The 24,290-nt window shown below is 67.8% G+C and carries 23 protein-coding genes and 1 pseudogene; 7 read left to right on the forward strand and 17 right to left on the reverse strand.

The window, feature by feature from the left end; translation table 11 throughout:
* The first annotated feature begins 50 nt into the window (after positions 1-50).
* Entirely contained in the window at positions 51-650 is a 600-nt protein-coding gene (locus BN996_RS03210; protein WP_089777138.1) for a transcription antitermination protein, read from the forward strand.
* A 257-nt stretch (positions 651-907) separates the two neighbouring features.
* Here BN996_RS03210 and BN996_RS03215 read toward each other — a convergent pair whose 3' ends face one another.
* A complete protein-coding gene (locus tag BN996_RS03215; RefSeq protein ID WP_007275806.1) occupies positions 908-1,177 on the reverse strand; it encodes a DUF7553 family protein in 270 nt (89 codons plus the stop codon).
* Positions 1,178-1,265: 88 nt separating this feature from the next.
* On the opposite strand from BN996_RS03215, the gene uvrB reads away from it, so the two are divergent.
* The 4 genes from uvrB (at position 1,266) to BN996_RS03240 (ending at position 5,798) form a co-directional block, all read left to right on the forward strand.
* The gene (gene uvrB, locus BN996_RS03220; protein ID WP_089777139.1) at positions 1,266-3,362 is read left to right on the forward strand and encodes an excinuclease ABC subunit UvrB; all 2,097 of its coding nucleotides are present in this window, start codon (positions 1,266-1,268) and stop codon (positions 3,360-3,362) included.
* 6 nt (positions 3,363-3,368) lie between these two features.
* A complete protein-coding gene (locus tag BN996_RS03225; RefSeq protein WP_089777140.1) occupies positions 3,369-3,788 on the forward strand; it encodes an NUDIX hydrolase in 420 nt (139 codons plus the stop codon).
* 408 nt (positions 3,789-4,196) lie between these two features.
* Positions 4,197-5,279 (forward strand): sulfite exporter TauE/SafE family protein, encoded by a 1,083-nt coding sequence (locus BN996_RS03235; RefSeq protein ID WP_089777142.1) that lies wholly within the window; start codon positions 4,197-4,199, stop codon positions 5,277-5,279.
* Between the two features lie 78 nt (positions 5,280-5,357).
* Entirely contained in the window at positions 5,358-5,798 is a 441-nt protein-coding gene (locus tag BN996_RS03240; protein WP_089777143.1) for a universal stress protein, read from the forward strand.
* Between the two features lie 24 nt (positions 5,799-5,822).
* Here BN996_RS03240 and BN996_RS03245 read toward each other — a convergent pair whose 3' ends face one another.
* Both BN996_RS03245 and BN996_RS03250 read right to left on the reverse strand, forming a co-directional pair.
* Positions 5,823-6,317: an acyl-CoA thioesterase gene (locus BN996_RS03245; protein ID WP_042665339.1), complete on the reverse strand. Its 495-nt coding sequence runs from the start codon at positions 6,315-6,317 to the stop codon at positions 5,823-5,825.
* Between the two features lie 452 nt (positions 6,318-6,769).
* On the reverse strand, positions 6,770-7,966 hold the full coding sequence (locus tag BN996_RS03250; protein WP_089777144.1) for an SPFH domain-containing protein: 1,197 nt from the start codon (positions 7,964-7,966) through the stop codon (positions 6,770-6,772).
* A gap of 76 nt (positions 7,967-8,042) precedes the next feature.
* Here BN996_RS03250 and BN996_RS03255 point away from each other — a divergent pair, with 76 nt between their 5' ends.
* Both BN996_RS03255 and BN996_RS03260 read left to right on the forward strand, forming a co-directional pair.
* Complete coding sequence (locus tag BN996_RS03255; RefSeq protein ID WP_089777145.1) at positions 8,043-8,237, forward strand: DUF7554 family protein; 195 nt, start codon at positions 8,043-8,045, stop codon at positions 8,235-8,237.
* A gap of 55 nt (positions 8,238-8,292) precedes the next feature.
* Entirely contained in the window at positions 8,293-8,790 is a 498-nt protein-coding gene (locus BN996_RS03260) for a 2'-5' RNA ligase family protein (protein WP_089777146.1), read from the forward strand.
* 72 nt (positions 8,791-8,862) lie between these two features.
* Here the strand turns inward: BN996_RS03260 and BN996_RS03265 are convergent, their stop codons facing one another.
* The 14 genes and pseudogenes from BN996_RS03265 to BN996_RS20880 form a co-directional block, all read right to left on the reverse strand.
* Positions 8,863-10,239 (reverse strand): cytochrome P450, encoded by a 1,377-nt coding sequence (locus BN996_RS03265; RefSeq protein ID WP_089777147.1) that lies wholly within the window; start codon positions 10,237-10,239, stop codon positions 8,863-8,865.
* Between the two features lie 81 nt (positions 10,240-10,320).
* The gene (locus tag BN996_RS03270; protein WP_089777148.1) at positions 10,321-12,525 is read right to left on the reverse strand and encodes an ATP-dependent DNA helicase; all 2,205 of its coding nucleotides are present in this window, start codon (positions 12,523-12,525) and stop codon (positions 10,321-10,323) included.
* A gap of 146 nt (positions 12,526-12,671) precedes the next feature.
* The gene (gene argF, locus BN996_RS03275; RefSeq protein WP_089777149.1) at positions 12,672-13,571 is read right to left on the reverse strand and encodes an ornithine carbamoyltransferase; all 900 of its coding nucleotides are present in this window, start codon (positions 13,569-13,571) and stop codon (positions 12,672-12,674) included.
* A gap of 69 nt (positions 13,572-13,640) precedes the next feature.
* Positions 13,641-14,783 carry a [LysW]-lysine hydrolase gene (locus BN996_RS03280; protein WP_089777150.1) on the reverse strand — a complete coding sequence of 381 codons (1,143 nt, stop codon included), beginning with the start codon at positions 14,781-14,783 and terminating at the stop codon, positions 13,641-13,643.
* Entirely contained in the window at positions 14,780-15,916 is a 1,137-nt protein-coding gene (locus BN996_RS03285; RefSeq protein ID WP_089777151.1) for an aspartate aminotransferase family protein, read from the reverse strand. Before BN996_RS03285 ends, BN996_RS03280 begins: the two co-directional genes overlap by 4 nt.
* Positions 15,913-16,845, reverse strand: a complete 933-nt coding sequence (locus BN996_RS03290) for an acetylglutamate/acetylaminoadipate kinase (RefSeq protein ID WP_089777152.1) — start codon at positions 16,843-16,845, stop codon at positions 15,913-15,915. Before BN996_RS03290 ends, BN996_RS03285 begins: the two co-directional genes overlap by 4 nt.
* A gap of 54 nt (positions 16,846-16,899) precedes the next feature.
* Positions 16,900-17,943, reverse strand: a complete 1,044-nt coding sequence (gene argC, locus BN996_RS03295) for an N-acetyl-gamma-glutamyl-phosphate reductase (protein WP_089777153.1) — start codon at positions 17,941-17,943, stop codon at positions 16,900-16,902.
* Positions 17,940-18,815, reverse strand: coding sequence for a lysine biosynthesis protein LysX (lysX, locus tag BN996_RS03300; protein WP_089777154.1), 876 nt, complete (start codon positions 18,813-18,815; stop codon positions 17,940-17,942). The genes argC and lysX overlap by 4 nt, the downstream gene beginning before the upstream one ends.
* Position 18,816: 1 nt before the next feature.
* The gene (lysW, locus tag BN996_RS03305; protein WP_004045057.1) at positions 18,817-18,996 is read right to left on the reverse strand and encodes a lysine biosynthesis protein LysW; all 180 of its coding nucleotides are present in this window, start codon (positions 18,994-18,996) and stop codon (positions 18,817-18,819) included.
* Positions 18,997-19,277: 281 nt separating this feature from the next.
* Positions 19,278-20,744: an argininosuccinate lyase gene (gene argH / locus BN996_RS03310; protein WP_089777155.1), complete on the reverse strand. Its 1,467-nt coding sequence runs from the start codon at positions 20,742-20,744 to the stop codon at positions 19,278-19,280.
* 1 nt (position 20,745) lies between these two features.
* The gene (locus tag BN996_RS03315) at positions 20,746-21,960 is read right to left on the reverse strand and encodes an argininosuccinate synthase (RefSeq protein WP_089777156.1); all 1,215 of its coding nucleotides are present in this window, start codon (positions 21,958-21,960) and stop codon (positions 20,746-20,748) included.
* A gap of 484 nt (positions 21,961-22,444) precedes the next feature.
* Positions 22,445-23,659 carry a cation:proton antiporter gene (locus tag BN996_RS03320; protein WP_089777157.1) on the reverse strand — a complete coding sequence of 405 codons (1,215 nt, stop codon included), beginning with the start codon at positions 23,657-23,659 and terminating at the stop codon, positions 22,445-22,447.
* Positions 23,659-24,144 carry a cation:proton antiporter regulatory subunit gene (locus tag BN996_RS03325; protein WP_089777158.1) on the reverse strand — a complete coding sequence of 162 codons (486 nt, stop codon included), beginning with the start codon at positions 24,142-24,144 and terminating at the stop codon, positions 23,659-23,661. Before BN996_RS03325 ends, BN996_RS03320 begins: the two co-directional genes overlap by 1 nt.
* 43 nt (positions 24,145-24,187) lie before the next feature.
* Positions 24,188-24,290: pseudogene (locus BN996_RS20880) on the reverse strand (dolichol kinase); the annotation flags it as partial.

Here is a 24,290-nt window from a genome sequence, read left to right on the forward strand (position 1 = left end):
GACTCGCCGCCGCCGATGGGTACAAACCCGAGACGACCATACGGGGCCGTATGACCGAACTCCTCGACACCCTCCGCGACGACCACGAGACGCCGCTTTCCCGACTCGGCTCCTCGAAGGCGCTGTACGCCGTCACCGGCGGCGAGATGGACGGCGACGCGGTTCGCACGGCCGCCGCGTCCGAGGCCGCCGCCGCCGCCGACCTGTTCGACTGGTGGGCCGACGACGAACCGAACGACGAGGCCGCCGCGCTCTTTTCGGACCTCGCCGACACCGCCCGCGAGCACGCCGAGACCGTCGGCGCGGAGCCGGACGGGTCGAAGCCGAACGTCTACGACGTGCTCGCCGAGTTCGAGACGACCGACGGCCGCCTCGGCGGCGCGCTCGCCCGCGCGCTCGTGTCGCTGAAGACCGTCGAGCAGATGGTCGGCTTCTTCGTCGGCGACGCGGACCCGATGGCCGCAAACGACTTCCGCACGCTCAAGTCCGACCTCAACGACCAACTCGACACTATCGAAGACGCCGTCGACGACCACGTCGAAGACGACGCCGTCGCCCGCGAGGCCGCCGACGCGGTGGTCAAAGCCGCCTACGACGAGTACGTCGAGACGCTCGAAGGCATGGGCGTCAAGCCGAAGAACGTCTGCTGACCCACGTTTCGCCCCTCCGGGTCGCGGAGCGACCCCCTCGGCGTACAACCTTCTCCGTGAGCGATAGCGAACGAAGACTCGCGAGACGCACTGCGTCTCACGATGGCCGAAAAAGCGGCCGCGAGGCTCGGCTTGGGCCTCGCGCGCGGTGCGACGTGCCCGCGAATCTGGCGTCCCGGCGGCCGAGTGTCGACCGCGCCGACTCGGGGCGTAGCGGGTGAGCTCCAGTAGAAACGAAGGGGTCTGTCAGCCGGTCGTCAGACGCCGGGGACGCCCTTGCGGTATTCGAGGACCTCGCTTCGGGCCTCGCGGACCGTCTCGGCGACGTCGCCGTCGAGGTCCTCGGCGAGGTCGTGGAGGACCGTCATGTGCCGGGCGAGTCGCCCGTGGTCCGGTCCCTGCTCGCGCGTCGCCAGCTTCGCGAGCTGGTCGGACTGTTCGTAGAGTCGCTCCTGTACGTCGCCGTCGGTCGCCTCGGCGGCTTCCTTGAGCAGGTTGCTCGCGCGTTCGAGTTCGGCTCGCGTCATACAGGAACGTTCGACAGCCCGCCCCAAAACCGTTCCTCCGGCGACAAGCACCGCCTCGCTCAAGTACGCCGCGACCCAAGGACCGGCAATGAGCGAGTCCGGTCCCCTGTCCGCCGACAGACCCGACGCAGACCGCGAATTCCGCGTCGACGCCCCCTTCGACCCCGCCGGCGACCAACCCGAGGCCATCGAGGCGCTGGCCCGCGGCTTCCGCGAGGGTGCCGACGTACAGACCCTGCTCGGTGTCACCGGCTCCGGCAAGACCAACACCGTCTCGTGGGTCGTCGAGGAGATTCAGAAGCCGACGCTCGTCCTCGCGCACAACAAGACCCTCGCCGCCCAGTTGTACGAGGAGTTCAAGGGGCTGTTTCCCGACAACGCCGTCGAGTACTTCGTCTCCTACTACGACTACTACCAGCCCGAGGCGTACATCGAACAGACCGACACCTACATCGACAAGGACATGTCGATAAACGAGGAAATAGACCGGCTCCGCCACTCCGCGACCCGGTCGCTTCTCACCCGCGACGACGTCATCGTCGTCGCCTCGGTGTCGGCCATCTACGGCCTCGGCGACCCGAAGAACTACACCGACCTGTCGCTCCGGCTGGAGGTCGGCCAACAGATGGACCGCGACGAACTGCTCCGCGCGCTCGTCGACCTCAACTACGAGCGCAACGACGTGGACTTCCGACAGGGCACGTTCCGCGTCCGCGGCGACACCGTCGAGGTGTTCCCGATGTACGGTCGCTACGCCGTCCGCATCGAGTTCTGGGGCGACGAAATCGACCGGATGCTGAAGCTCGACCCGCTTGCGGGCGAGGTGAAGTCGTCGGAGCCGGCGGTGCTCGTCCACCCGGCGGAACACTACTCCATCCCCGAAGAACAGCTCGAAGGAGCCATCTCGGAAATCGAGGAGTTGATGGAACAGCGGGTGAAGCACTTCCAGCGACAGGGCGACCTCGTGGCCGCCCAGCGCATCGAAGAGCGCACCACCTTCGACATCGAGATGCTCCGCGAGACGGGCCACTGCTCCGGCATCGAGAACTACTCGGTCCACCTCTCGGACCGCGAACCCGGCGACGCCCCCTACACGCTCCTCGACTACTTCCCCGACGACTTCCTCACCGTCATCGACGAGTCGCACGTCACGCTCCCGCAGATTAAGGGCCAGTACGCCGGCGACAAGTCCCGGAAGGACTCGCTGGTCGAAAACGGCTTCCGCCTGCCGACGGCCTACGACAACCGCCCGCTCACCTTCGAGGAGTTCGAAGAGACCGTCGGACAGGCGCTTTTCGTCTCCGCGACGCCCGGCGACTACGAGCGCGAGCACTCCGACCAAATCGTCGAGCAAATCGTCCGCCCGACCCACCTCGTGGATCCGAGGGTCGAGGTGACGGAGGCGACCGGGCAGGTCGACGACCTGATGGCCCGCATCGACGAGCGCATCGACCGCGACGAGCGCGTGCTCGTCACGACGCTCACGAAGCGGATGGCCGAGGACCTCACCGAGTACCTCGAAGAGGCCGGCGTCGACGTGGCCTACATGCACGACGAGACCGACACGCTCGAACGCCACGAACTCATCCGGTCGCTCCGCCTCGGCGACATCGACGTGCTCGTCGGCATCAACCTCCTCCGCGAGGGCCTCGACATCCCCGAAGTCTCCTTGGTCGCCATCCTCGACGCCGACCAGCAGGGCTTCCTGCGCTCGGAGACCACGCTCGTCCAGACGATGGGCCGCGCCGCCCGCAACGTCAACGGCGAGGTCGTGCTCTACGCCGACGAGATGACCGACGCGATGGAGGCCGCCATCTCCGAGACTCAGCGCCGCCGCCGCATCCAACAGGCGTTCAACGAGGAACACGGCTACACCCCGACGACCATCGAAAAGGAGGTCGGCGAGACGAACCTGCCGGGGAGCAAGACCGACACCCGCGGCGTCTCCGGCGACGAACCCGCCGACGCGGACGAGGCGGCGGAACAGATAGCGTTCCTCGAAGACCGGATGCAGGAGGCCGCCGACAACCTCGAATTCGAACTCGCCGCCGACATCCGCGACCGCATCCAGACGCTCCGCCGCGAGTTCGACGTGGACGCGCTCGAAGACGGCGTCGCGCCCGAGTACCCCGACGAACACGACGGCGAGGGCGACGACGGCCTGACGCCGCCGGACGAGTTCTGACCGGCCGTGTCCCAACCGCCAACCCTGACGTTCGCGGCCGGCGGCCTCCTCCGCCGCGACGACGGCCGACTCTGTCTCGTCCACCGACCGCGCTACGACGACTGGTCGCTCCCGAAGGGGAAACTCGAACCCGGCGAGACGCTGGTCGAGACCGCCGTCAGGGAGGTCCGCGAGGAGACGCGCTGCGCGGTCGACTGCGGCCGGTTCGCCGGGCGCTACGAGTACCGCGTCCCCGACGACGCGGGGACGCCGGGCGGGCCGAAGGGCGTGTTCGTCTGGCACATGCGCGTCGCCGACGAGCGCCCGTTCGAACCGGACGGCGAGGTCGACGCGCGCCGGTGGGTCACCCCGGCCGAAGCCCTCGAACGGCTCTCCTACGAGACCGAACGGGCGCTGGTCAGACGGCTGTTCGAACCCAACGAGTGAGCGCAGATTTTGGATAGAAACACATGTTACTGGTTTTTCGACGCGCGTCGGTGTGTGGACCGTACCCAAAATGCCGGGGCGACATTAAGACTTATTAGCCCATCCTCGCTATGCCCGTTCCACCGTGATCCGCACCTCGGCGGACGAGCCTGCAACCCACACCGTTCACCACGCCTACCCCAACGGAGGCATTACCTGAATGGTCCGCGGATTCGAGCACTCCGTGCTCGACAGTTCGGGCGGCCACGGCACGCCGGTCCCCCCGGCGTGCGACGCGGTCGCATCCTCGGGAGACGGTGAACGCGCGCGGGTCGGTGCCGCTGATGACTCGGCAAACGGGCTGTTTTCGACGCGTCACTCCACGCGAGTGCACGCGAACGTTACTGCGTACTGACAACAACGAGAACCATGAGCTCTCAGTCTCTCAGTCACGTCCAGAAGTCGTTCCTGAAGTACCAACACATCCTCGTGTTCATCGCTCCCCTGCTGTTCCTCGTCTCGGTGTTAACCATGGCACCGACGCCGTCGGGTGCAGGCATGGAGTACTGGCTCCAGTACTGGTGGCTGTTCCCGGTGTTCCTCACCGGCGCGACCATCGTGAACACGGTCGGCATCAGCGGGTCGGCGCTCTTCGTCCCGTTTCTCATCTTCATCTTCCCCATCTTCGCGCACCCGCTCGACTCGTCGACGCTGGTGAAGGTGGGCCTCATCAGCGAGGCGTTCGGCCTCTCCAGTTCGGCCGTCGCCTTCATCCAGTACGGGCTCGTCGACCGTCGACTGGCGCTGACGCTCGTCGGCGGGTCGATTCCGTTCGTCGTCGGCGGCGCGCTGCTTTCGTTCGTCATCCCCGACGTGGTGTTCCACGCGCTGCTCGGCATCGCGCTGCTCGCCGCGTCGTACCTGCTTTTCACCGCCGACCTCGGTCACGAGGACCACGGTTCGTCGGGCTCCGACCACGCCGCGGCCACCGACGGCGGCGTCTCCGCGAGCCTCCCCAACGACCCCGGTAAGCTCGGCCCCGCGGGCGTCAACACGGCCGACGACGGGACCGTCACCCGCGTCGACCGCGACGGCGACGACTACACCTACACCCGCGGCGGCTACCTGCGCCGCTTCGCCAACTACAGCGTCGGCGGGATGTTCCAGGGCCTCGCCGGCTTCGGTATCGGCGAACTCGGCATCATCTCGATGCTCGGCACGAAAGTTCCCGTCCGCGTCGCCATCGGTACGAACCACATCGTGGTCGCGCTGACCGCCATCCTGGCGTCGCTGGTCCACGTCTTCGGCGGCGGCCTCGTCGGCGGCCACTCGCTGAGCCTCGCGACGACGCCGTGGAACATGGTCGTCTTCACCGTCCCCGCGACGGTCCTCGGCGGCCAGATCGCGCCCTACGTGTCGAACGCGCTGGAGACGAGCGTCATCAAGAACTTCGTCGGCGTCCTGTTCGCCGTCATCTCGCTGGCGCTGTTCCTGATGGCGCTGGGCATCTGACGACCATCGACCCACTCACACATCCGAATCGCCCCCACCGGCACCACTTTCACAGTCCTCGATTCTGAACCCTCACCCATGTACGACCACATCCTGCTTCCGACCGACGGCAGTGACGCGACCGACGCGACAATCGAACACGCGGCGACCCTCGCCGAGACGTACGGCGCGACGGTCCACGTCCTGTCCGTGGCCGACTCGCGCAACCGCTTCGAGTCTCCCTCGGCCGGCATCGCGCCGGACGTGTGGGAGAAGTCCGAACTCGACCGCGCGGAGTCCGCGGCCGACGCCGCAGTCGAGGCGCTCCCCGAGGGCGTCGAGACCGAACGCATCGTCGTCGAGGGCGTCCCGCACTCGACCATCGTCGACTACGCCGCCGACGGCGACATCGACCTCGTCGTGATGGCGACCCACGGCCGCACCGGTCTCGACCACTACCTCGTCGGTTCCGTCACGGAGCGCGTCGTCCGGCAGTCGGACGCGCCGGTGTTGACCGTCCGCGCGGCGGGCGAAGAGTAAGACCCGGGCCTCTCGCGGTCCGCGCTACTCGAACTCTTCGGCCAGCGCGGCGCGGTGCTCGCGGCGCTTCTGGAGCGCCGCGTCGCGCAGTTCGCGCTCCTCTTGGGAGTCGCAGACGAGGTCCGGGACCGGAATCGGCTTCTCGTCGTCGTCAAGCGCGACGAACGTGAAAAAGGAGGTGATGGTCTCGCGGCGGTCGCCCTCGCTCGGCCGCTCGGCGGTCACGTCCACCTTGATGTCCATGCTGGTGCGGCCGGTGTCGAAGACGTACGCCTCGACGGTCACCACGTCGCCCACGTCGATGGGCGCGAGGAAGTCCACGTGGTCCATCGACGCCGTGACCACCTGCCGCTCGGCGAAGCGACGACCGGCGATGGCCCCGCAGACGTCCATCCACTCCAAAATCCGCCCCCCGAGGGCGCGCCCGAGGTTGTTCGTGTCGTTGGGCATCAGAATCTCGCTCATCTCGGCACGAGACGCCGACAGCGACCGCGTCCCGACCGACGACTGCTGTTGCATACCACACAGTCGGAGTCGGACGTGGTTAAATTATTCTACGTCGTGAAAAATGGAAATAAAGGCGATTAATCGCTCGGGTTGGGGGCGGCCGCCGCACGTCGCGCGACGTTTCAACGACCTAGATGATTAATAGTGTTTGTCACGTATGTGACGGTGTCTGCGCGAACCGCAGACCGGTGGTGGGACGCCGACGCCCGTCTCTCGTCCGCGTTCGGGGGAACGTTCCGACGGCTCAGACTCTCGTTCGGCCGGACGAGCGGGGAATCAGCCACGACCCGAAGTCGACGCACCGAGCGGTCTCCCGTCTCACGTCCGCCTCGCGCCTCGCCGAACCGCGACGGCCGGACGACGGGACTCGCGCCGGTCGCCCCCGCAGACCGGGCACGACGCTGCACCGGACCCTCGGTGCGTCGGGTGGGTTCGCGGCCGATTCGCGTATCGGATTTTTTCGCTCACTCGACGCGCTCAGTCTCGACGCCGCCGTCTTCGATCTCGATGTCGACGGCGTCCGCGGAGATGTCCGCCGTCTCGACGCCGTCCAACTCGCCGAGTATCTCGCCGATGTCGTCGAGGCCGAGGAGTTCGCGGGTCTCCTCGTCGAACGCCTTGCTTTCGAGTCCCGCCGCCTGCTGTACGTCGGAACCGCTCAGACCCTTCCCGTAGCGACCGAGCAGCGACGTGAGTTCCTGCGGCAGGACGTACGTCGCCGACGGCGAGGTGCCGATGTTCGCCAGCGTCTCCATGCCTTTGTCGATGATGGCGCGCTCGCCCATCGACTCCGCCGCGCGGGCCCGAAGCACCGTCGAGATGGCGTCGCCCTGCGCTTCGAGAATCTGCGACTGCTTTTCGCCCTGCGCGCGGATGATGTTCGACTGCTTGTCCCCCTCCGCTTTCTCGACGGCGGAGCGGCGCTCGCCCTGCGCTTCGAGAATCATGGCGCGGCGGCGGCGCTCGGCGGAGGTCTGCTGTTCCATCGCGTTCTCGACGTCCTTCGAGGGCTTCACCTCGCGGACCTCGACGGACTCCACGCGGACGCCCCACTCGTCGGTCGGCTCGTCGAGTTCCCGGCGGATGCGCGCGTTGATGTGGTCGCGTCGCGCCAGCGTGTCGTCGAGTTCCATGTCGCCGAGGGCGGCCCGGAGCGTCGTCTGGGCGAGCAGCGAGACGGCCCGGCGGTAGTTGTCGACCTGGAGGAAGGCGCGCTCGGGGTCCATCACGCGGATGTAGACGACGGCGTCGGCCGTGACCGGCGAGTTGTCCTCCGTGATGGCCTCTTGGGAGGGCACGTCTAACGTCTGGGTCCGCATGTCGAAGCGATAGGTCTTCGAGACGAACGGCGGGACGACGTTCAGCCCCGGTTCGAGGATTCCCTTGTAGTCGCCGAACACCGTCAGCGTCCGCTTTTCGTACGCCTGCACGATTTCGACCGCGTCGTACACCGCGGCGACGGCGAGCGCGATGACGACGTAGCCCGCGAGCGTCAGCGGCGTGACGGGGAAGACGACGACTGCGAGGCCGAAGACGACCACCGCGACCGCGAGGGGACCGAGCCACCGCGGGATTCGGCCGGGGTCGCTGTCGACCCGTTCCGCGCCCGACGACGAGGAACTCGCCGAGAGCCGGCCGAGTTGGTAGAACAGGCTGTCCATGGTGGAGAGTGACACCGAAGCGGAATAAAGCTACCCGGCCACCAACTATTTGGCCCCGAACGCCCCACGGCCCGATATGCGAACCAACCGCGGCCGAATCGACGTGGAGGACCTGCTGAAAATCATCCTCCTGCTCGTCCTCGTCTGGCTCGTCCTCGAAATCATCGGCGAGGTGCTCGGGCTGTTCGGCGCGTTGCTCGGCCCGCTCCAGCCGCTTTTGGGCCTCGTCGTCGCGGTGCTCATCATCCTCTGGCTGCTCGACCGAATCTAACCGTCGCCCGCGGCGACGACGATACGCCTTTGTGTCTCTCCCGTGAGACACGGGCGTGTACAGTCTGAACGTCCCGGTTCCGGGGCGGGTCGCCCGCCTCGCGTCCGACCTGTTTCCGTACCTCGCCCCGTTCGACCGGGCCCGCGACCGGCACACCCTCGTCTGTAAGCGGTTCGAAGACGTCGAGTTCGACCGCCTGCGCGAACAGTTGCGGCGCGCGCTCGCCGGGCAACCGGCGTTCGAAGCCCGCGTGACCGATATCCGGTTCTTCGAGGAGCCGCCCCGCGGAGCCGCGCCGGTCGTCTACCTCGCGGTCGAGAGCCCCGGCCTCCTCGACCTCCACCGCACGCTCGCAGACGAGTTCGGCGCTATCGAGGGGATAGAAGGTGACGACTACGTCCCGCACGTCACGCTCGCCCGCGGTGGCAGCCTCGCCGACGCCCGCGCGGTCGCGAGCCAACCGCTCGACCCCATCGAGTGGACCGTCTCACAGCTCGACGTCTACGACTCGTCGTTCCGCGAGACCGCCGCCTCGATTTCGCTTCCGGCCTGACCGCGAGGCCCTGACGGTCGTTGGAGATTCGACTGTCGTCGTCGCCGGCGGCGGCGCGCAGACCACTGTCCGTCACTCTCGCGCCCGGAGTCGCATCCCCATCGGCTCTTCGGGGTGCATCGTCAGCGACCCGCGGAGCGAGAACGGCTCGTCGCGGACGTAGTCGAGTTCGTATCGCTGGGCGACGGTGCCGAGGATGAGCCGGCCTTCGAGCAGCGAGAGGTGCTTGCCGATGCAGTGACGCGGCCCCCCGCCGAACGGGAAGTACGCGAAGCGCGGGCGGTCGACGGTCCGCTCGGACGCCCAGCGGTCCGGGTCGAACGAAAGCGGCTCGTCCCACCAGCGCTCCGAGCGGTGGACGACCCACTGCGGGAGCATGATGGCCGACCCCGCGGGGACGCGATAGCCGCCGAGGCGAACGTCCACCTTCGGCTCGCGGAACATGACGTACACCGGCGGGTACAGCCGCATCGCCTCGTTCAGCACGCGCTCGGTGTATTCCAGTTTTCGCACGTCCTCGAACGTCGGCGTCCGCCCGCCGAGCACCTCGTCCAGTTCGCGGTGGAGTTTCGCCTCCGCCTCGGGGTGTTGCGAGAGCAGATACCACGCGTACGTCAGCGTCAGCGCCGTCGTGTCGTGGCCCGCGAGGAGCATCGTCATCAGCTCGTCGCGGAGGTTCTGTTCGGTCTGCTCGCCCTCGTCGTAGGCGCGGAGCAGAATCGAAAGCAGGTCCATCGGCCGGTCGTCGCCCGTCGCGCCGGCCGGCACCGACGACGCCGGCGTCTCGCCGTACTCGGTCCCGCGGCGCTCCTCGACGATGTCCCAGACGAGCGATTCGAGCTTCGACAGCGCCTCTTTGTACTGGCGGTTCTCCCGCGTCGGTGCCCAGTCGGGCGTCAGGAACCGAAGCGGGTCGGGTTCGAACCGCGCGCCGAGCGGTTCGAGGTTCTCCTGTACCCGCCGGACGCGCCCCTCGTCGAGGTCGGTGCCGAACATGGCGTCGACGATTATCTCGACGGTCAGCCGCGCCATCTCCAACTGCACGTCGACCACGTCGCCGTCTCCCCACGACGACAGCATCGACTCCGTCCGGTCTGTCATCATGCCGGCCATCGTCGAGACGCGTCGCACGTCGAACGCCGGCTGGGCGAGCCGGCGCTGTTTCTTCCACGTCGCGCCCTCGCTCATGAGCAGGCCGTCGCCCAGCAGGTCGCCGATGGCGCGGTCTTGGAACTGCGGCTTCCTGAACTTCGACGCCTCGCTCACGAGCACCGTCTCGACGTCCGTCGGGTTCGTGAGCATGTACGTGTCGAGCGGGCCGAGGTCGAAGTGGATCACGTCGCCGTAGGCGTCCGCGACGGCCGTCAGGAACGTAAACGGGTCGCGGGCGTACTGCCTGCTCGCGCCGAACAACGGGAGGCCCTTCGGTCCGGGAGGGGTCGCACTCATCACCCTGTGTTGGTTCGAACAGGTAAGAACTGCACGGCGGTCGCGGTCGTCGCTCTCGCTCCGACTGCGAGCGCGACCCGCTCAGGGTCGCGGCGGGTCGCCGTCGTAGGCGTCGCGGTCGGTGTAGAAGTTCAGCATGGCGAACTTGAGTTTGTTCGGCGCGATGTCGACCATCTCGGCGCGCTCTTCGACCGGGAACGACCCGCGGACGCCGTACTTGCCCATCGAGGAGCTCTCGCGGGTGTAGCGCTTGTCGGCCAGCACGCGGACGCCGAAGTCGTCGGGCGCGCGGATGACCCGCCCGAGCGCCTGTCTGGTCTTCCGAATCGTCGGAATCTCGACGGCGTAGCGCCAGCCGGCGTCCCTCTTGCCGCGGTAGGCGCGGTCGTAGGCGGCCTGTACCGCCTCCAGCCGCTCGGAGAGATGCGGGTAGGGAACGCCGACGACCACGACGGTTCGGGCGTCGTCGCCGTCGAAGCTCACGCTCTCGGCGAGCGTCCCCCACAGCGAGGTGAGAAGCACCGCGCCGTCCTTGCCGACGAACTCGCGGCGCAACTCCTCGGCGCGGACGCCCGGCTCGTCCAAAAACAGCTCCGCGTCGACGTCCGGATTCGTCCGCAGGCGCTCGTGGTGGCGCTCCGCCTCGGCGTACGACGGGAAGAACACGAGCGTGTTGCCCGGCGTGAAGGCGGCCGCGTCAGCGAGCATCTCCTCGATGGTCTCCTGCGTGCCGGGGTCGTCGCGTTCGGAGGAGAACAGCGCGGGCAGCGAGACGGAGAACGTCCGGCGGTTCTCCTCGGGGTATTCGAGGCCGTAGGCCATCGTCACCGGGTCTTCGAGGCCCAGCGTGCCCTCCGTCACGTCGAACGGGCGGAGCGTCGCCGACATCAGGATGCTCGCGTGGACCTCCTCGAACAGCTCTTTCGTGACCTCTCGCGGGATGCAGGTGTACAGCTCTGCGCGGCCGTAAATCTCGTCTGTGCCGCCGTCGCGGCGGACCGACAGCATCGGGTGGCGGCCGAGTTCGCCGCCCATCTCCGTCCAGTCGGCGATGAAGTTCGCCGCCTGGAGCGTCTGGCACTCCTTGCGCGTCGTCGCCTCGCCGTTCTTGTACGCGTCTTCGTACTGCTCGTCCAACTGCTTGCCCAACTGGAGGGCGAGTTCGACCTCCACGTCGATGCCGCGGCCCTCGTAGGACTGCAGGAACTCCATCGTCAGGTCGTCGCGGCGGCCCTGATTGGCGATAGAGAGGTCGTACCAGTTCTCGCCGACCTGCTCGCGCTCGCCGAAGCCGAACGCCTCCTCGTAGCTGTCGCGAAGCGCGTCGAGGAACGTCCCGATGACGTTGCGGGCGCTCTCGGCCCGCGAGTCGTCTTCGTCTTCCAGCTCGTTCATCGCGCTTTCGAGCGTGTTCTCGGTGAGCGCGCGACTCGCGTGGTCGCGGGCGGCGCTCTCGATGTTGTGCGCCTCGTCGAACACCGTAATCACGTCGTCGGGGTCGCGGTCCAACCACCGGAAGAACTGCTCGCGTATCATCGGGTCGAGCAGGTGGTGGTAGTTGCAGACGACGAGGTCGATGCCCTCCATGCCCTCTTTGAGCAGTTCGTAGCCGCAGAGGTTCTGCTTCCCCGCGTACTCGAAAATCTCGTCGGGCGTCCGCACGTCGTCGAACAGCCACTGGAAGAACTCGTCTGTGTTCCGCGTGAGGTTGTTGTAGTAGTGCTCGCAGTAGTTGCCCTCCTTCAACTCCTCCAGTTCGTCGTCGAGGGCGTCGAGTTCGTCCGTGACGGCGCTTCGCGCGTCGGCCGCGCCGGACTCGCCCTCACGCATCCCGTCGAGGAGCGACTGCGCCTGCTCGGAGAGTTCGGCCTTGTCGGACTCCTTTTCGACGATGCTCCGGGTCGTATCGCGGAGGGTCTGACACTCCTGAAAGCCCACGTCGATGTGGCACATCGAGGACTTCCCCCGGAACACCACCGCGCGGATGGCCTCCTCTCTGGTGATGGCGCGGGCGTCCTCGACGAACTGGCGCATCTGCTGGTGGACGTTCGTCGTGATGACGACCGTCTTGTCGTGCTCGCGGGCGTACGAGAGCGCGGGCACGAGCGCGGAGATGGTCTTCCCCGTCCCGGTCGCCCCTTCGAGGAGGACGTTCCGCTCGTCGTCGAGGGCGTCGGCGATGCCGGCCATCGCCGCCTCCTGATTGGGGTACGGCTCGTCGTACGGGAAGAACCGCCACGCTCCGTCCGCGTCGCCGTCGTCGGGTGCGCCGTTGGCGTGGGCCACGGGAGAATCTCGGCCGCCATCCGATTAAAAGGCTCGGAGCCCTCGACACCGCCGGAGACGACGGGGACGGTGTGTGGCTCTCTCCGCCCTCGGCGGCGTCGTCTGAGAAGAAAACGACCGTGTCGGACTCGTTTCGGGCCCGACTGCTACTCTTCGAGCAGTTCGACGATGAGGCCCTTCTGGGCGTGCAGGCGGTTCTCCGCTTGGTCCCAGACGAGCGAGCGCTCGCCTTCGAGCACGTCGCCGGTAATCTCCTCGCCGCGGTGGGCCGGCAGGCAGTGCATGACCTTCGCGTCGGTGTCAGAAAGCAGGTCCTCGTTGAGCTGGAACCCCTCGAACGCCTGCAGTTTCTCGTGGCGCTGGTCCTCTTGGCCCATCGAAATCCACACGTCGGTGTAGACCACGTCCGCGTCCGCGACGGCCTCCTCGGGGTCGGTCGTAATCGTCGGGACCGAGCCGAGCTCTGCGGCCTTTTCGAGCACGTCGTCGTCGACGCCGTACTCCGGCGGGGTCGCCACCGTGAGGTCGATACCGGCCATCGCACAGCCGAGGACGAACGACTGGCCGACGTTGTTGCCGTCGCCGACCCACGCCGCGGACACCTCGGCGAAGTCGCCGACGTGCTCGCGGATGGTGAGCAGGTCGGCGAGCGTCTGACAGGGGTGGGCGTCGTCGGTCAGGCCGTTGATGACCGGCGCGTCGGAGTGCTCGGCGATTTCGAGCAGGTCCTCGTGGTCGAACAGGCGGACCATGATGGCGTCGCCGTAGCGACCCAGCACGCGCGCGGTGTCCGAAAGCGGCTCGCCGTGGCCGAGCTGGATGTCCTCGGGGCCGAGGAACAGCGCGTGGCCGCCCAGTTCGGTCATCCCCGTCTCGAAGGAGACACGCGTCCGGGTACTCGGCTTCTCGAAGAGCATCGCCAGCGTCGCTCGGGTGAGCTGCGTCTCGTCGTCGCCGGACTTGATGTCGGCGGCGCGGGTGAGGACGCGGTCTAACTCCGATGCGCTGATGTCGTCGATGTCGGTGAAGTGGGTGGTTTCGAGCATTGTGTCGTGTGTCGTGTCTCCGTGTCGGTTCGTCGTCTCGGTCGTTCGGTCGCCGCCGCTCGGCTCGCCTCAGTCGTCAGCGAGGCGCTCGCACACGTCGACGAGCACGTCGATGGCGCTGTCGAACTCGGCGAGGTCGAGGTGTTCGTTCGGGGCGTGGTCGAGGTCCGAGTCGCCGGGGCCGTAGGTCGCCATCGGGCAGTCCCACGTCCCGGCGAAGATGTTCATGTCGCTGGTTCCGGTCTTGCGGAGGAGCCGGGGCTTCACGCCGCCGACGTTGCGGATGGCGACGCGGAACGCCCGCGCCACGTCGGTGCGGGGGCTCATCATGACCGGCGGGATGGGTTTGTTCCAGTGGACGCCGCCGCGGGTGAGTTCGCTCTCCGCGACCTCGCGCACGTCGTCGATGGTGTACCGCGGCGGGACGCGGAACTGCACGTCCACCGTCGCCTCGACCGCGAGGCCGTCGTCGCTCGGGCCGCCGTCGAAGCGCACCGGCTTGGTCGTCACCGTGTCGAAGACGCCGTCGCGCTCCTCGTCGAAGAAGTCGGCCACGCGGGACCACCACGCGACCGCGGACTGGATGGCGTTCTCCTCGGGGCGCGAGGAGTGGCCCAGTTCGCTCGTCGAGATGTACGTCCCGGAGAGGAAGCCGCGGTAGCCGAGGGTGACGCCGTCCCAGCCCGAGGGTTCGCCGTTGACGACCGCGTCGGGCTCCTCGCGGTCCTCCACGAGGTGCCACGCGCCGCGCGAGGAGGTCTCCTCGCCGACGACGCCGACGAACGAGACGCCCGTCTCGACGGCCGCCGCGGCCATCGAACAGAGCGGTCCGGTCGCGTCGACGCTGCCGCGTCCCCAGAGGACGCCGTCTTCGATTTTCACCGGCACGTCGCCGGGGACGGTGTCGATGTGGGAGGTGAGAAGCACCGCGTCGTCGGCCGGCGCGCGGACGTTGCCGACCTCGTCTATCCACACCTCGCGGTCGTGCGCCTCGAAGAACGCCTTCAGCACCTCGGCGGCCGCCTCCTCCTCACCCGACACCGAGGGCGTCGAGACCATGTCGTAGAGGAGGTGGCGCGCCTCGGCCCACTCGCCTTCGTCGAGGGCGTCGGTCCCGTCGTCGGAGACGGCGCTCGCGTCGGTCTCGGCGTCGGCCGCTCCCGCGTTCTCCACGTCTGCCTCGTCGTCTTCGCGTTCGATTTCGGCGTTCATGATAACACGTTCGTCATGGCGTCGACCGCGCGGTCGGCGTGTTCCTCCTCGATGACCAGCGGCGGCAGGAACCGGACGACTGTCCGGCCCGCCGGGAGCGCGAGCAACTGCTCGGACAGCGCGAGGTGCTTCAGCGTGCGGTTCGCGCCGCGTTTGACCTCGACGCCGACCATGAGGCCGTCGCCGCGGACCTCGCGGACCGGCAGGTCGTGTTCCTCGACGGCGGCTTCGAGTTCCGTCGTGAGGTAGTCGCCCACCGCGGCCGCGTGGCCCGGCAGGTCTTCCTCGACGATTGTGTCGAGGGTGGCGTTCGCCGCCGCACAGACCACGGGACCGCCGGAGAACGTCGAGCCGTGGGAGGCCGCGCCGTCGGCAATCCAGTCGGCACACAGCGTCGCGCCGAGCGGGAGACCGTTGGCGATGCCCTTCGCGCTCGTGAGGATGTCGGGGACGACGCCGGCGTTCTCGCAGGCCCACAGCGACCCGGTGCGACCGATGCCGGTCTGAATCTCGTCGAAGACGAGCGCGGCACCCGCGTCCTCGGTCAGGTCGCGGGCGGTCTGGAGATATTCCGCCGTCGCGGGGTTGATGCCGCCTTCGCCCTGAATCGGCTCTAAGAACACGGCGGCCGTCTCGTCGTCGACGGCCTCGGCGAGTTCCGCTTCGTCGCCGTAGCTGACGAACTCCACGCCGCCGGCGACCGGCTCGTAGGGCTTCTTGTACTTCTGTTTCCACGTCAGCGCGAGGCTCCCGAGGGTGCGACCGTGGAAGGCGCGCTTCGTGGCGACGATTTTCTCGCGGCCGGTCGCCGAGCGGGCGAACTTCATCGCCGCCTCGTTGGCTTCGGTGCCGGAGTTACAGAGCCAGACGTTCGAGATGTCGCCGGGCGCGAGCGTCGCCAGCTTCTCGTACAGTTCGGTGCGGACCTCGACGGGGTACGACGCCTGCACGTAGGTCAGCTTCGCGGCCTGTTCCTGAATCGCGGAGGTGACCGCTGGGTGGGAGTGGCCGAGCGCCGCGACGGCGTAGCTCGCGCCGAAGTCGAGGTACTCGGTGCCGTCGTCCGAGTAGAGATACGGCCCCTCGCCGGACTCGATGGCGATGGGTTTCTCGTTGAAGACGAAGCCGCTCATTGTTCGGCCCCCTCGGCTTCGACCAGCGCGCCGGGCGTCACGTGCGTGCCGCCGCCGTTGAGCGCCGTCACGATGGGGTCGTTGAGGTTCGCGTCGGAGACGACGACCTCGGCGGCCCCGCCGTCGAGCGCCTCCTTCGCGGCCATGACCTTCTTCGTCATGAACCCCTCGGCGGCCGATTCGAGCGCCGAGAACCCCTCGGGCGTGTCGGCCGTCTCGATGAGCGTCGACTCGTCGTCGGGGTCGGCGTAGACGCCCTTCACGTCGGTGAGGACGACGAGTTTCGCGCCGAGCGCGCCCGCGACAGCGGCCGCGGCGCGGTCGGCGTCGGCGTTGACCGGCACGCCGTCGTCGGCGAGCATCGGAACGGTCACGATGGGCGTGTAGCCGCCGTCGAGGAGCGCTTCGAGGAGCGTCGCGTTCACCGAGGTAATCTTCCCGGAGTGGTCGCCGCGCTTGATCTTCTTCTTGCCGTCTTCGACGACGCGGACGGCCGACTTGCGCGGGCCGGTCAGGAGACCGCCGTCGACGCCCGAGAGGCCGAGCGCGTCGACGCCCGCCTCGCGGAACAGCGCCGTCAGGTCCGTGTTGAGCTTGCCGGGCATCACCATCGAGAAGACCTCCATGGTGCGCTCGTCGGTGAAGCGCCCGGAGACGCCCGAGGGCGACTCGACGTAGGTCGGCTCCTCGCCGAGTTCTTCGAGCGTCTCGTCGACGGCGGTCGAGCCGCCGTGGACGACGACGACGTCGGTGCCGTTGGCGACGAGGTGGGCCACGTCGGAGACGGCCCCCTGCGGGTCGACGGCTTTCGCGCCGCCGATTTTGACGACGACCGGCGGCTCGGAACCGCCATCGGTGAGTAGGTTCGCTTCGTTGTCGACGAGCTGTTCGTGTGCCGCGAGCAGTTCCTCGCGTGTGTATCCTGTCATAGTCGAAATGGTGCGTAAATCGTGGGCCGGGGCGAGCGTTCGGGGGCGGTGCGGTCAGGGCGAGCCGACGGGGTGGAAGCCGGTGAAGTCGAGTCCGGCGGTCTCGTCCAGCCCGAGCGCGATGTTGGCGGCGTGGACCGCCTGCCCCGCGGAGCCTTTCATCATGTTGTCGATGGCCGAGAAGACGACGAGTCGTCGGTTTCCGGGGTCGATTTCGAAGCCGACCTCGCCGAAGTTCGTCCCGGCGACCGACTTCGGTTCCGGGTAGCGGTAGACGCCGCCGCCGCCGGCGACGGTGCGCATGAACGGTTCGTCGCCGTAGGAGCCGCGGAACGCTTTCCACATGTCGCCCTTCGAGACGGGGCCGTCGGGGAAGACGTGACAGGTCGCCGCCGCGCCGCGGACCATGTCGACCGCGTGGACGGTAAACGAGACCGAAAGTCCGAGGTACTCCTCGATTTCGGCCTCGTGGCGGTGGCCGGTCGGCGCGTAGGGGCGGACGATGCCCGAGCGCTCGGCGTGCGACGACGCCTTGCTCGCGCCCGCGCCGCCCTCCGACGAGCCGACTTTCACGTCCACGACGACCTGCTCGTCGCCGGAGAGGATGCCGGCGTCGAAAAGCGGCTTGAGGCCGAGAATCGTCGCGGTCGCGTTACAGCCGCCCGCGGCGATGAGGTCCGCGCCGGGGAGGTTCTCGCGGTTCAGTTCGGGGAGCGCGTACTCCGACTGTTCGAGGTATTCGGGGCAGACGTGGCCGTCGTACCACTCGTCGTACTGCGCCGCCTCCGAGAGGCGGAAGTCCGCGGAGAGGTCGACGACGGTGTCCGCCGCGTCCTGAAAGGCGTCGATGTGCTCCATCGAGACGCCGTGGGGCGTCGCCGTGAACAGCACGTCGACGGATTCGAGGTCCTCCGGCGAGGTGAAACGGAGGTCGAGGTGACGAAGGTTCGGGTGGACGTGACCGACGGTTTTGCGCTCGTAGGAGCGGCTCGTCGCCTGTTCGATATCGAAGTTCGGGTGGCCGTCGAGCAGACGGAGCAGTTCGCCGCCGGTGAACCCGGAGCCGCCGACGACGCCCGCGGTGAGCTGGTCGCTCACGCCGAGACCTCCGCCAGCGACTGCTCGCCGTCGGCCTTGGCTTCGAGCCAGTCGACGACCGTCGCGGGAACGTCCGCCTCGACGGCGTCGTTGAGCGCCTTGAACTCGACGGTGTGGTTGACCTCGTGGACGGTGTAACTATCTCCCGTCTCCATGAGGTCGACGCCGAGCAGGCCGCCGCCGACCGCGTCGGACGCCTGCTTCACGAGTTCCTTCGCGCGGTCGTCGAGTTCGAACTCCTCGACGCTCGCGCCCTTCGCGGCGTTCGTGAGCCAGTGGTCCGACGAGCGGACCATCGCGGCGACGGGTTCGCCGTCGACGGCGAGCACGCGGATGTCGCGGCCCGGCTTCTCGACGAACTCCTGGATGTAGAACACCTTGTGCTCGTAGTTGCCGAGCGTCGACTTGTGTTCGAGGATGGCCTCGGCGGCCGACTCGGAGTCGATTTTCGCCATCAGGCGACCCCACGAGCCGACCACCGGCTTGAGGACGCAGGGGTAGCCGAACTCCTCGACGATTTCCATCGCCGATTCGACCGTGAACGCGACTTTCGTGTTCGGCGTGGGAACGCCCGCGTCCGCGAGCGCGAGGCTGTTTTTCGCCTTGTCGGCGCAGATGTCGGCGGTCTCGTGGGAGTTGACGACCGGGATTCCGTACGACTGCAGGAAGCGCGTGATGTAGATGCTCCTGCTCGTCGCCAGACAGCGGTCGACCACCACGTCGAGTCCGTCGAACGATTCCGGCGGCTCAGTGAGGTCGAACTGCTCTTTCCGAACGTCTATCTTCGTCACCTCGTGGCCGCGGTCGCGAAGCTCGTTGAGCAGGAGCTTCTCGTCGCGGCGAATCCGGGAATAGAGCAGTCCAACGTGCAATTTACTCTCCCCAGTCCTCTTCGAGTTCGGGCGCTTCTTCGAGTGTCACGGGGTCGAGGGAGACGACTTCCAGCTCTGCGCCCGTGGCGGGGCTGTCGATGATTTCGCCGACTTCGACGTCGGCCGGCAGCTCGATTTCCTCTCCGCTCAGCGGGTCTTCCGCGGTGATGGTGTCGCTCATTACATCCGTGGCTGGTCGACGGACGGTATTAAAGGCGTCGAAAATTACGCGAGGAAAATAAGCGCAAAGAAGTCTCTAACGGGTGTTATCTGTCGAATCGGCCGAACGTACGGACCGACCGAACGACGCGTCGAGCTTGGGTGCCACGCTCACTCGACGCCGGAGACGGGACCGGTCGTCGGACCGGTCGACCCGTCCCCCGCGTCGGGCGTGGTGGTCGTCGTCGCGGCGCGGTCGCTCGCGGTCGTCGAAGCAGGCCCGCGGGCGTCGCGCGTCCGGACTCAGACATAGCTCGAAACCTCCTCGTCGAGGCCCTCGGCGGCCGCCGCGAGCGAGTCGCGGGCGTCGGCGACGGCGGCGGCGTCGTCCGAGAGCTCGTCGCGGGCCGTCGAGAGCGTCGCCTCCACGGCGGCGGGCGCGGGCCCGCCGACCGAATCGCGACTCGCCACGCTCTCGGTCGGGTCGAGCGCGGCTTCGACGGCCTCGGCTGTCACGTGCGTAAAGAGTGACTCACCTAATACGTCCGTAGCGACGGCGTCAAGTGTTGCCACGTCGGGCGTTCCCTCCGAGCGGGCGGCCGCCTCCGCGACGACCTCGTGGGCCGTGCGGAACGGCAGGCCGGCCATCGCCAGCAGGTCCGCCACGCCGGTCGCGGTCGAAAAGCCGTCGCCCGCGGCCGCGGCGAGTTCGTCCTCGGGCCACGTCGCCGACCCGACCGCGCCCGCGGCCACCGCGGCCGCCTCGGCCACGTCGTCGACGGTGCGGAACGCGTGTTTGTGGGCGCGCTGGAGGTCGCGGTTGTACGCGCGCGGCAGTCCCTTCAGCGTCGTCAGGAGGCCGGTGAGTTCCCCGACCGCGTCGCCCGCGACGGCGCGGACGAGCTCCATCGTGTCGGGGTTCTTCTTCTGCGGCATGATGGAGGAGGTCGACGAGTAGTCGTCCGACAGCTCGACGAGGCCCTTGTTCGAGAATATCACGAGGTCCTCGGCGAGACCGGAGAGCGTGACCGCGTGGGTCGTGAGCGCCGACAGCGTCTCCGCGAGGAAGTCGCGGGTCGCCGAGGCGTCCATCGAGTTCTCCATCACGCGGTCGAAGCCGAGCAGGTCGGACACGAGTTCGCGGTTCACGTCGAATGGCGTGCCCGCGAACGCCGCCGACCCGAGCGGCGACTGGTTGATGCGCTCGTACGCGCACATGAGGCGGGCGCAGTCGCGGGCGACCGCCCGCTCGTACGAGCACAGGAAGTGCGCGACCGTCGTCGGTTGCGCGGGCTGGAGGTGCGTGTAGCCGGGCATCACCGTCTCGGTGTGTTCGGCGGCCGTCTCGATTAACGACTCGCGCAGGGCGAGCGCGGCGTCGAGGGCCGAAAGCACGTCCTCGCGCAGGCGGTAGCGGATGCAGGTCGCCACCTCGTCGTTGCGCGAGCGGGCGGTGTGCATCTTCCCGCCGTCGGGGCCGACGATGTCGATGACGGCGGCCTCGATGGCCTCGTGGACGTCTTCGCCGCCCGAAAGCGCGTCGTGGCCCGCGGCCTCGACCTCGTCCAGCGCGGCGAGAATCTCGCTTGCGACCTCGGACTCGATGACGTCCTGTGACGCGAGCATCACGACGTGCGCCCGGTCGACGGCGAGGTCGGCCTCGAAGATGCGCTCGTCGGCCGCGAGGCTCGACATGAACCCGCGGGCGGGGCCGCCGCTGAAGCGGTCCCGGCGGATGACGCCCTCGGAGTCGCCGTCCTCGCCTGCCATCTCAGTCGCTACCGCCGTCGGCGGCGAGCTCGGGCTTCTGCTTTTCGACGCTCTGGTTGGCGAGACGCGCCTGGAAGCCGTGGTACTTGGCGACGCCCGTGGCGTCGGCCTGCTTGATGCCGTCGACCGTCTCCGTGTTGAAGGAGGCGGCCGACTCGGAGTAGGCGGCGTACTCGGACTCGCGGCCGACCGGGCGGGCCTGTCCGCCCTCGAACTTGATGGTCACGGTGCCCGTGACGCGCTGTTGGGTCTTCTCGACGAAGGCGTTCAGCGCGCCCACGAGCGGGGCGTCGATGAGGCCCTCGTAGGCCTTCTGGGACCACTCGTTGTCGACGGTGGCCTTGAAGTCACGCTCTTCTTTCGTGAGGACGAGGCCTTCGAGCGCCTCGTGGGCGTTCAGGAGCGTCGTCGCGGCCGGGTGCTCGTAGTTCTCGCGCACCTTGAGGCCGAGCATGCGGTCTTCCATCATGTCGGTGCGGCCGACGCCGTGCTTGCCGGCCTTCTCGTTGAGAAGCGAGATGAGTTCGAGGGGTTCGAGTTCCTCGTCGTCGACGGCGACCGGGTAGCCGTCTTCGAACGCGATTTCGATGAGCTCCGTCTCGTCCGAGGGCTGGTCGGTCCACTCGTAGATGTCCTCCGGCGGGACGTAGCCGGGGTCTTCGAGGTTGCCGCCCTCGATGGAACGGCTCCAGAGGTTCGTGTCGATGGACCAGACGCCCTCGTTGCCGCCCTGCACCGGGAGGTCCTTCTCGGCGGCGTACTCGATTTCCCACTCGCGGGTCATGCCCATCTCGCGGACGGGCGCGATGACTTCGAGGTCGGAGGCGCGCCAGACCGCCTCGAAGCGGAGCTGGTCGTTACCCTTGCCCGTACAGCCGTGCGCGATGCCGTCACAGTCCTGCTCCTCCGCGAGTCCGAGGATGGCCTTGGCGATGACCGGGCGCGCGAGCGCGGTGCCGAGCGGATAGCCCTGATAGTCCGCGTTGGCGCACACCGAGTCGAGACAGAGCTGTGCGAACTCCTGTTTCGCGTCGACGACGTGGTGCTCCAGTCCGAGGGCCTCGGCCGTCTCGTAGGCCTCCTCGAACTCCTCTTCGGGCTGGCCGACGTCGACGGTGACGCCGACGACTTCGTCGTATCCGTACTCCTCTTCGAGAATCGGGACGCAGACTGTCGTGTCGAGTCCGCCCGAGAACGCGAGTGCGACTTTCTTCATGTACTCGTCTGTGGCGGGGACATACAGATAAATTCTTTGCATTCGTTTTATGAAATTAAGTGGTAGAGATGCCTATGGGCACGAAAACAGGAGATTAGCGATTTCGACGTGTCCCGAAGGAGATGATGATTGTGGCCCTAAAGGGCCCGTCGTCGGGGTCGGACAGCCGCGGCTCGCAGTGGGGCAAAAGTGGCGCAAGTACTGCGAGCCGCCATCGTTGTGAGACGCTACAACGTCGTCCCTATTAAACGCTTGCGGCGACGCAAACGTTTCCTCAGTCGAGCAACTCCCCGGCGAGTTCGACCAGCAGTTCGTTGTCGACGAGCGCGAGGACGAGCGCGATAATCGCGACCACGACGACTGCGATGACGAGCCACTCGATAAGGGTCATAGCACCCGCAACGTGACGACTCCTCCAATAAGTGTTCTGTGGCCGGCCGAGGCGGTCGGCGTCGACGGGGCGCAAACGCCGCGTCGGGACGAATCAGGCGCTCTCGGTCGAGGCCTCTCCGTCCGCCGCGCCGCCGCGGAAGACCAGTCGCTCCACGAGGTCCGACCGCTGCATCAGCACCGTCCCGAGCGCGCTCATGACGAAGACGTAGCCGACGGCGAACGCCGGGATGATTTCGCGCATCACCGGCGTCGTGCCCGCGGCGGCCAGCGCCGCGATGACGAGCGAGAACTCGCCGCGGGGGACCATCCCGACGCCGACCCGGAGCGACCGGTGCGCCGAGAGGTCGTACGCCCGGCCGCCGAGGTAGCCCGAGACGACCTTCGACGGCGTCGAAACGACGACCGCGATGGCCAGCGGGACGGCCGCCGCCGCCAACAGCGTCGGGTCGGTTCCGAGGCCGATCCAGAAGAAGAACACCGCGGCGAACACGTCGCGCACGGAGACGAGCAGGTGTTCGAGCCGCTCTCTGTGGCCGCTCGTCGAAAAGCCCATGCCGACGAAGAACGCCGCGACGGCCTCGCTCACCCCGAGCGCGAGCGCCGCGCCCGAGATGGGGACGACGACCGCGAGCGCCCGCAGGACGAACGCCTCCTGGTTCTCCACGTCGAGGACGCGGGCGAAAAGCGCCGTCCCGTACTGGACGGCCACGAACAGGAGGCCCAGGAAGCCGAAGGCGATGGCGAGCGACCGCCCGATGGCCGCGACGCCGCCGTCGCCGCCGAGCACGAGCGAGGTGACGACCGCGAGGTAGACCGCGATGGCGAGGTCCTCGAAGACGAGCGTGCCCAAAATCGGCTCCGACTCGGGGTCCGCAATCCACCCGAGGTCGATGAGCGTCTTCGTCACGATGGCCGACGACGAGATGTAGACGATGCCGCCGAGCAGGAGCGCCTCGACCGGCGACCACCCGAGGACGAGGCCGATGGCGACGCCGATGGGGAGGTTCACCGCGAGGTCGATGACGCCCGCGCGGCCGATTTTCGCCCCGGACGCCCGGAGCCGGTCGAGGCTGAACTCCAAGCCGAGGAAAAACAGGAGGAGGACGATACCGAGTTCCGCCAGAATCGTCACGACCTCGCCGTTCGGGACGTACGGGAGGCCGAACCGCCCGGCGACGTACGGTCCGGCGACGACGCCGCCGACGACGTAGAGGGGAATCACCGACAGGCCGAGGCGGAGCGCGACCGCTCCGACGACCGCGAGGACGGCGAACAGGTAGCCGAATTCGAGGAGCGCCGCCGCCATCAGGTCCCTTTGACGAGCGCGACGAAGTCTCGGCAGGCCGTCTTGGGACCGATGACGACGAGCGTGTCGCCGGCTTCGACCATCGCGTCGCCGCCGGGCGAGGTGATGACCTCGTCTCCGCGCTCGATGGCGATGACGGACGCGCCGGTCGCCTGTCTGAGGTCGGACTCGCGGAGGTTCTTGCCCGCGATGTCGGAGTCCGCGCCGACTTCGACCCACTCGATGAGCGTGTTGTCGCCCAGAAGCGTCTCGATGGTCTCGGTCTGGACCGGCTGGAAGTACGCGCCTTCGAGGAGCGTCCCCACCTGCCGGGCGAGCTTGTCGGTGAGCTCGAACAGCTTCTCCGAGTCGCTGTCGGCGCTCGCGCGCCGGAACACCTCTCGTTTCCCCGTGTTGTGCGTCACGATGACGAGCCGGGAGCCGTCGCCGAGCTCAACCTCGTGTTTCTTCCCGACGCCCGGAAGGTCGCTCTCGTAGACAGTCATGACTCGACGATTAGCGAGCGGACGAAATAAAGCCGCCTTCCGCTCAGGCGAGAAGCCAGAGCGTCACCGCGATGGCGGTACAGGCGACCGGCGGAATCGAGAGGTTGTCGTCGATGACGTAGCCGGCGACGACCGGCTTCGCGCCG

Source organism: Haloferax massiliensis (genome assembly GCF_001368915.1).
In the GTDB taxonomy this organism is placed as follows: domain Archaea; phylum Halobacteriota; class Halobacteria; order Halobacteriales; family Haloferacaceae; genus Haloferax; species Haloferax massiliensis.

Excerpts from the sequence above, each read along its gene's own strand:
- argH (WP_089777155.1), bottom strand. The coding sequence starts at position 20,744 with ATGGCAGGCGAGGACGGCGACTCCGAGGGCGTCATCCGCCGGGACCGC.
- BN996_RS03280 (WP_089777150.1), bottom strand. The coding sequence starts at position 14,783 with ATGAACGCCGAAATCGAACGCGAAGACGACGAGGCAGACGTGGAGAAC.
- argF (WP_089777149.1), bottom strand. The coding sequence starts at position 13,571 with ATGCTCGAAACCACCCACTTCACCGACATCGACGACATCAGCGCATCG.
- BN996_RS03250 (WP_089777144.1), bottom strand. The coding sequence starts at position 7,966 with ATGGACAGCCTGTTCTACCAACTCGGCCGGCTCTCGGCGAGTTCCTCG.
- BN996_RS03265 (WP_089777147.1), bottom strand. The coding sequence starts at position 10,239 with ATGAGTGCGACCCCTCCCGGACCGAAGGGCCTCCCGTTGTTCGGCGCG.
- BN996_RS03320 (WP_089777157.1), bottom strand. The coding sequence starts at position 23,659 with ATGGCGGCGGCGCTCCTCGAATTCGGCTACCTGTTCGCCGTCCTCGCG.
- BN996_RS03285 (WP_089777151.1), bottom strand. The coding sequence starts at position 15,916 with ATGAGCGGCTTCGTCTTCAACGAGAAACCCATCGCCATCGAGTCCGGC.
- BN996_RS03215 (WP_007275806.1), bottom strand. The coding sequence starts at position 1,177 with ATGACGCGAGCCGAACTCGAACGCGCGAGCAACCTGCTCAAGGAAGCC.
- uvrB (WP_089777139.1), top strand. The coding sequence starts at position 1,266 with ATGAGCGAGTCCGGTCCCCTGTCCGCCGACAGACCCGACGCAGACCGC.
- BN996_RS03325 (WP_089777158.1), bottom strand. The coding sequence starts at position 24,144 with ATGACTGTCTACGAGAGCGACCTTCCGGGCGTCGGGAAGAAACACGAG.
- BN996_RS03235 (WP_089777142.1), top strand. The coding sequence starts at position 4,197 with ATGAGCTCTCAGTCTCTCAGTCACGTCCAGAAGTCGTTCCTGAAGTAC.
- BN996_RS03255 (WP_089777145.1), top strand. The coding sequence starts at position 8,043 with ATGCGAACCAACCGCGGCCGAATCGACGTGGAGGACCTGCTGAAAATC.
- BN996_RS03315 (WP_089777156.1), bottom strand. The coding sequence starts at position 21,960 with ATGAAGAAAGTCGCACTCGCGTTCTCGGGCGGACTCGACACGACAGTC.
- lysW (WP_004045057.1), bottom strand. The coding sequence starts at position 18,996 with ATGAGCGACACCATCACCGCGGAAGACCCGCTGAGCGGAGAGGAAATC.
- BN996_RS03290 (WP_089777152.1), bottom strand. The coding sequence starts at position 16,845 with ATGACAGGATACACACGCGAGGAACTGCTCGCGGCACACGAACAGCTC.
- BN996_RS03245 (WP_042665339.1), bottom strand. The coding sequence starts at position 6,317 with ATGCAACAGCAGTCGTCGGTCGGGACGCGGTCGCTGTCGGCGTCTCGT.
- BN996_RS03240 (WP_089777143.1), top strand. The coding sequence starts at position 5,358 with ATGTACGACCACATCCTGCTTCCGACCGACGGCAGTGACGCGACCGAC.
- BN996_RS03210 (WP_089777138.1), top strand. The coding sequence starts at position 51 with ATGACCGAACTCCTCGACACCCTCCGCGACGACCACGAGACGCCGCTT.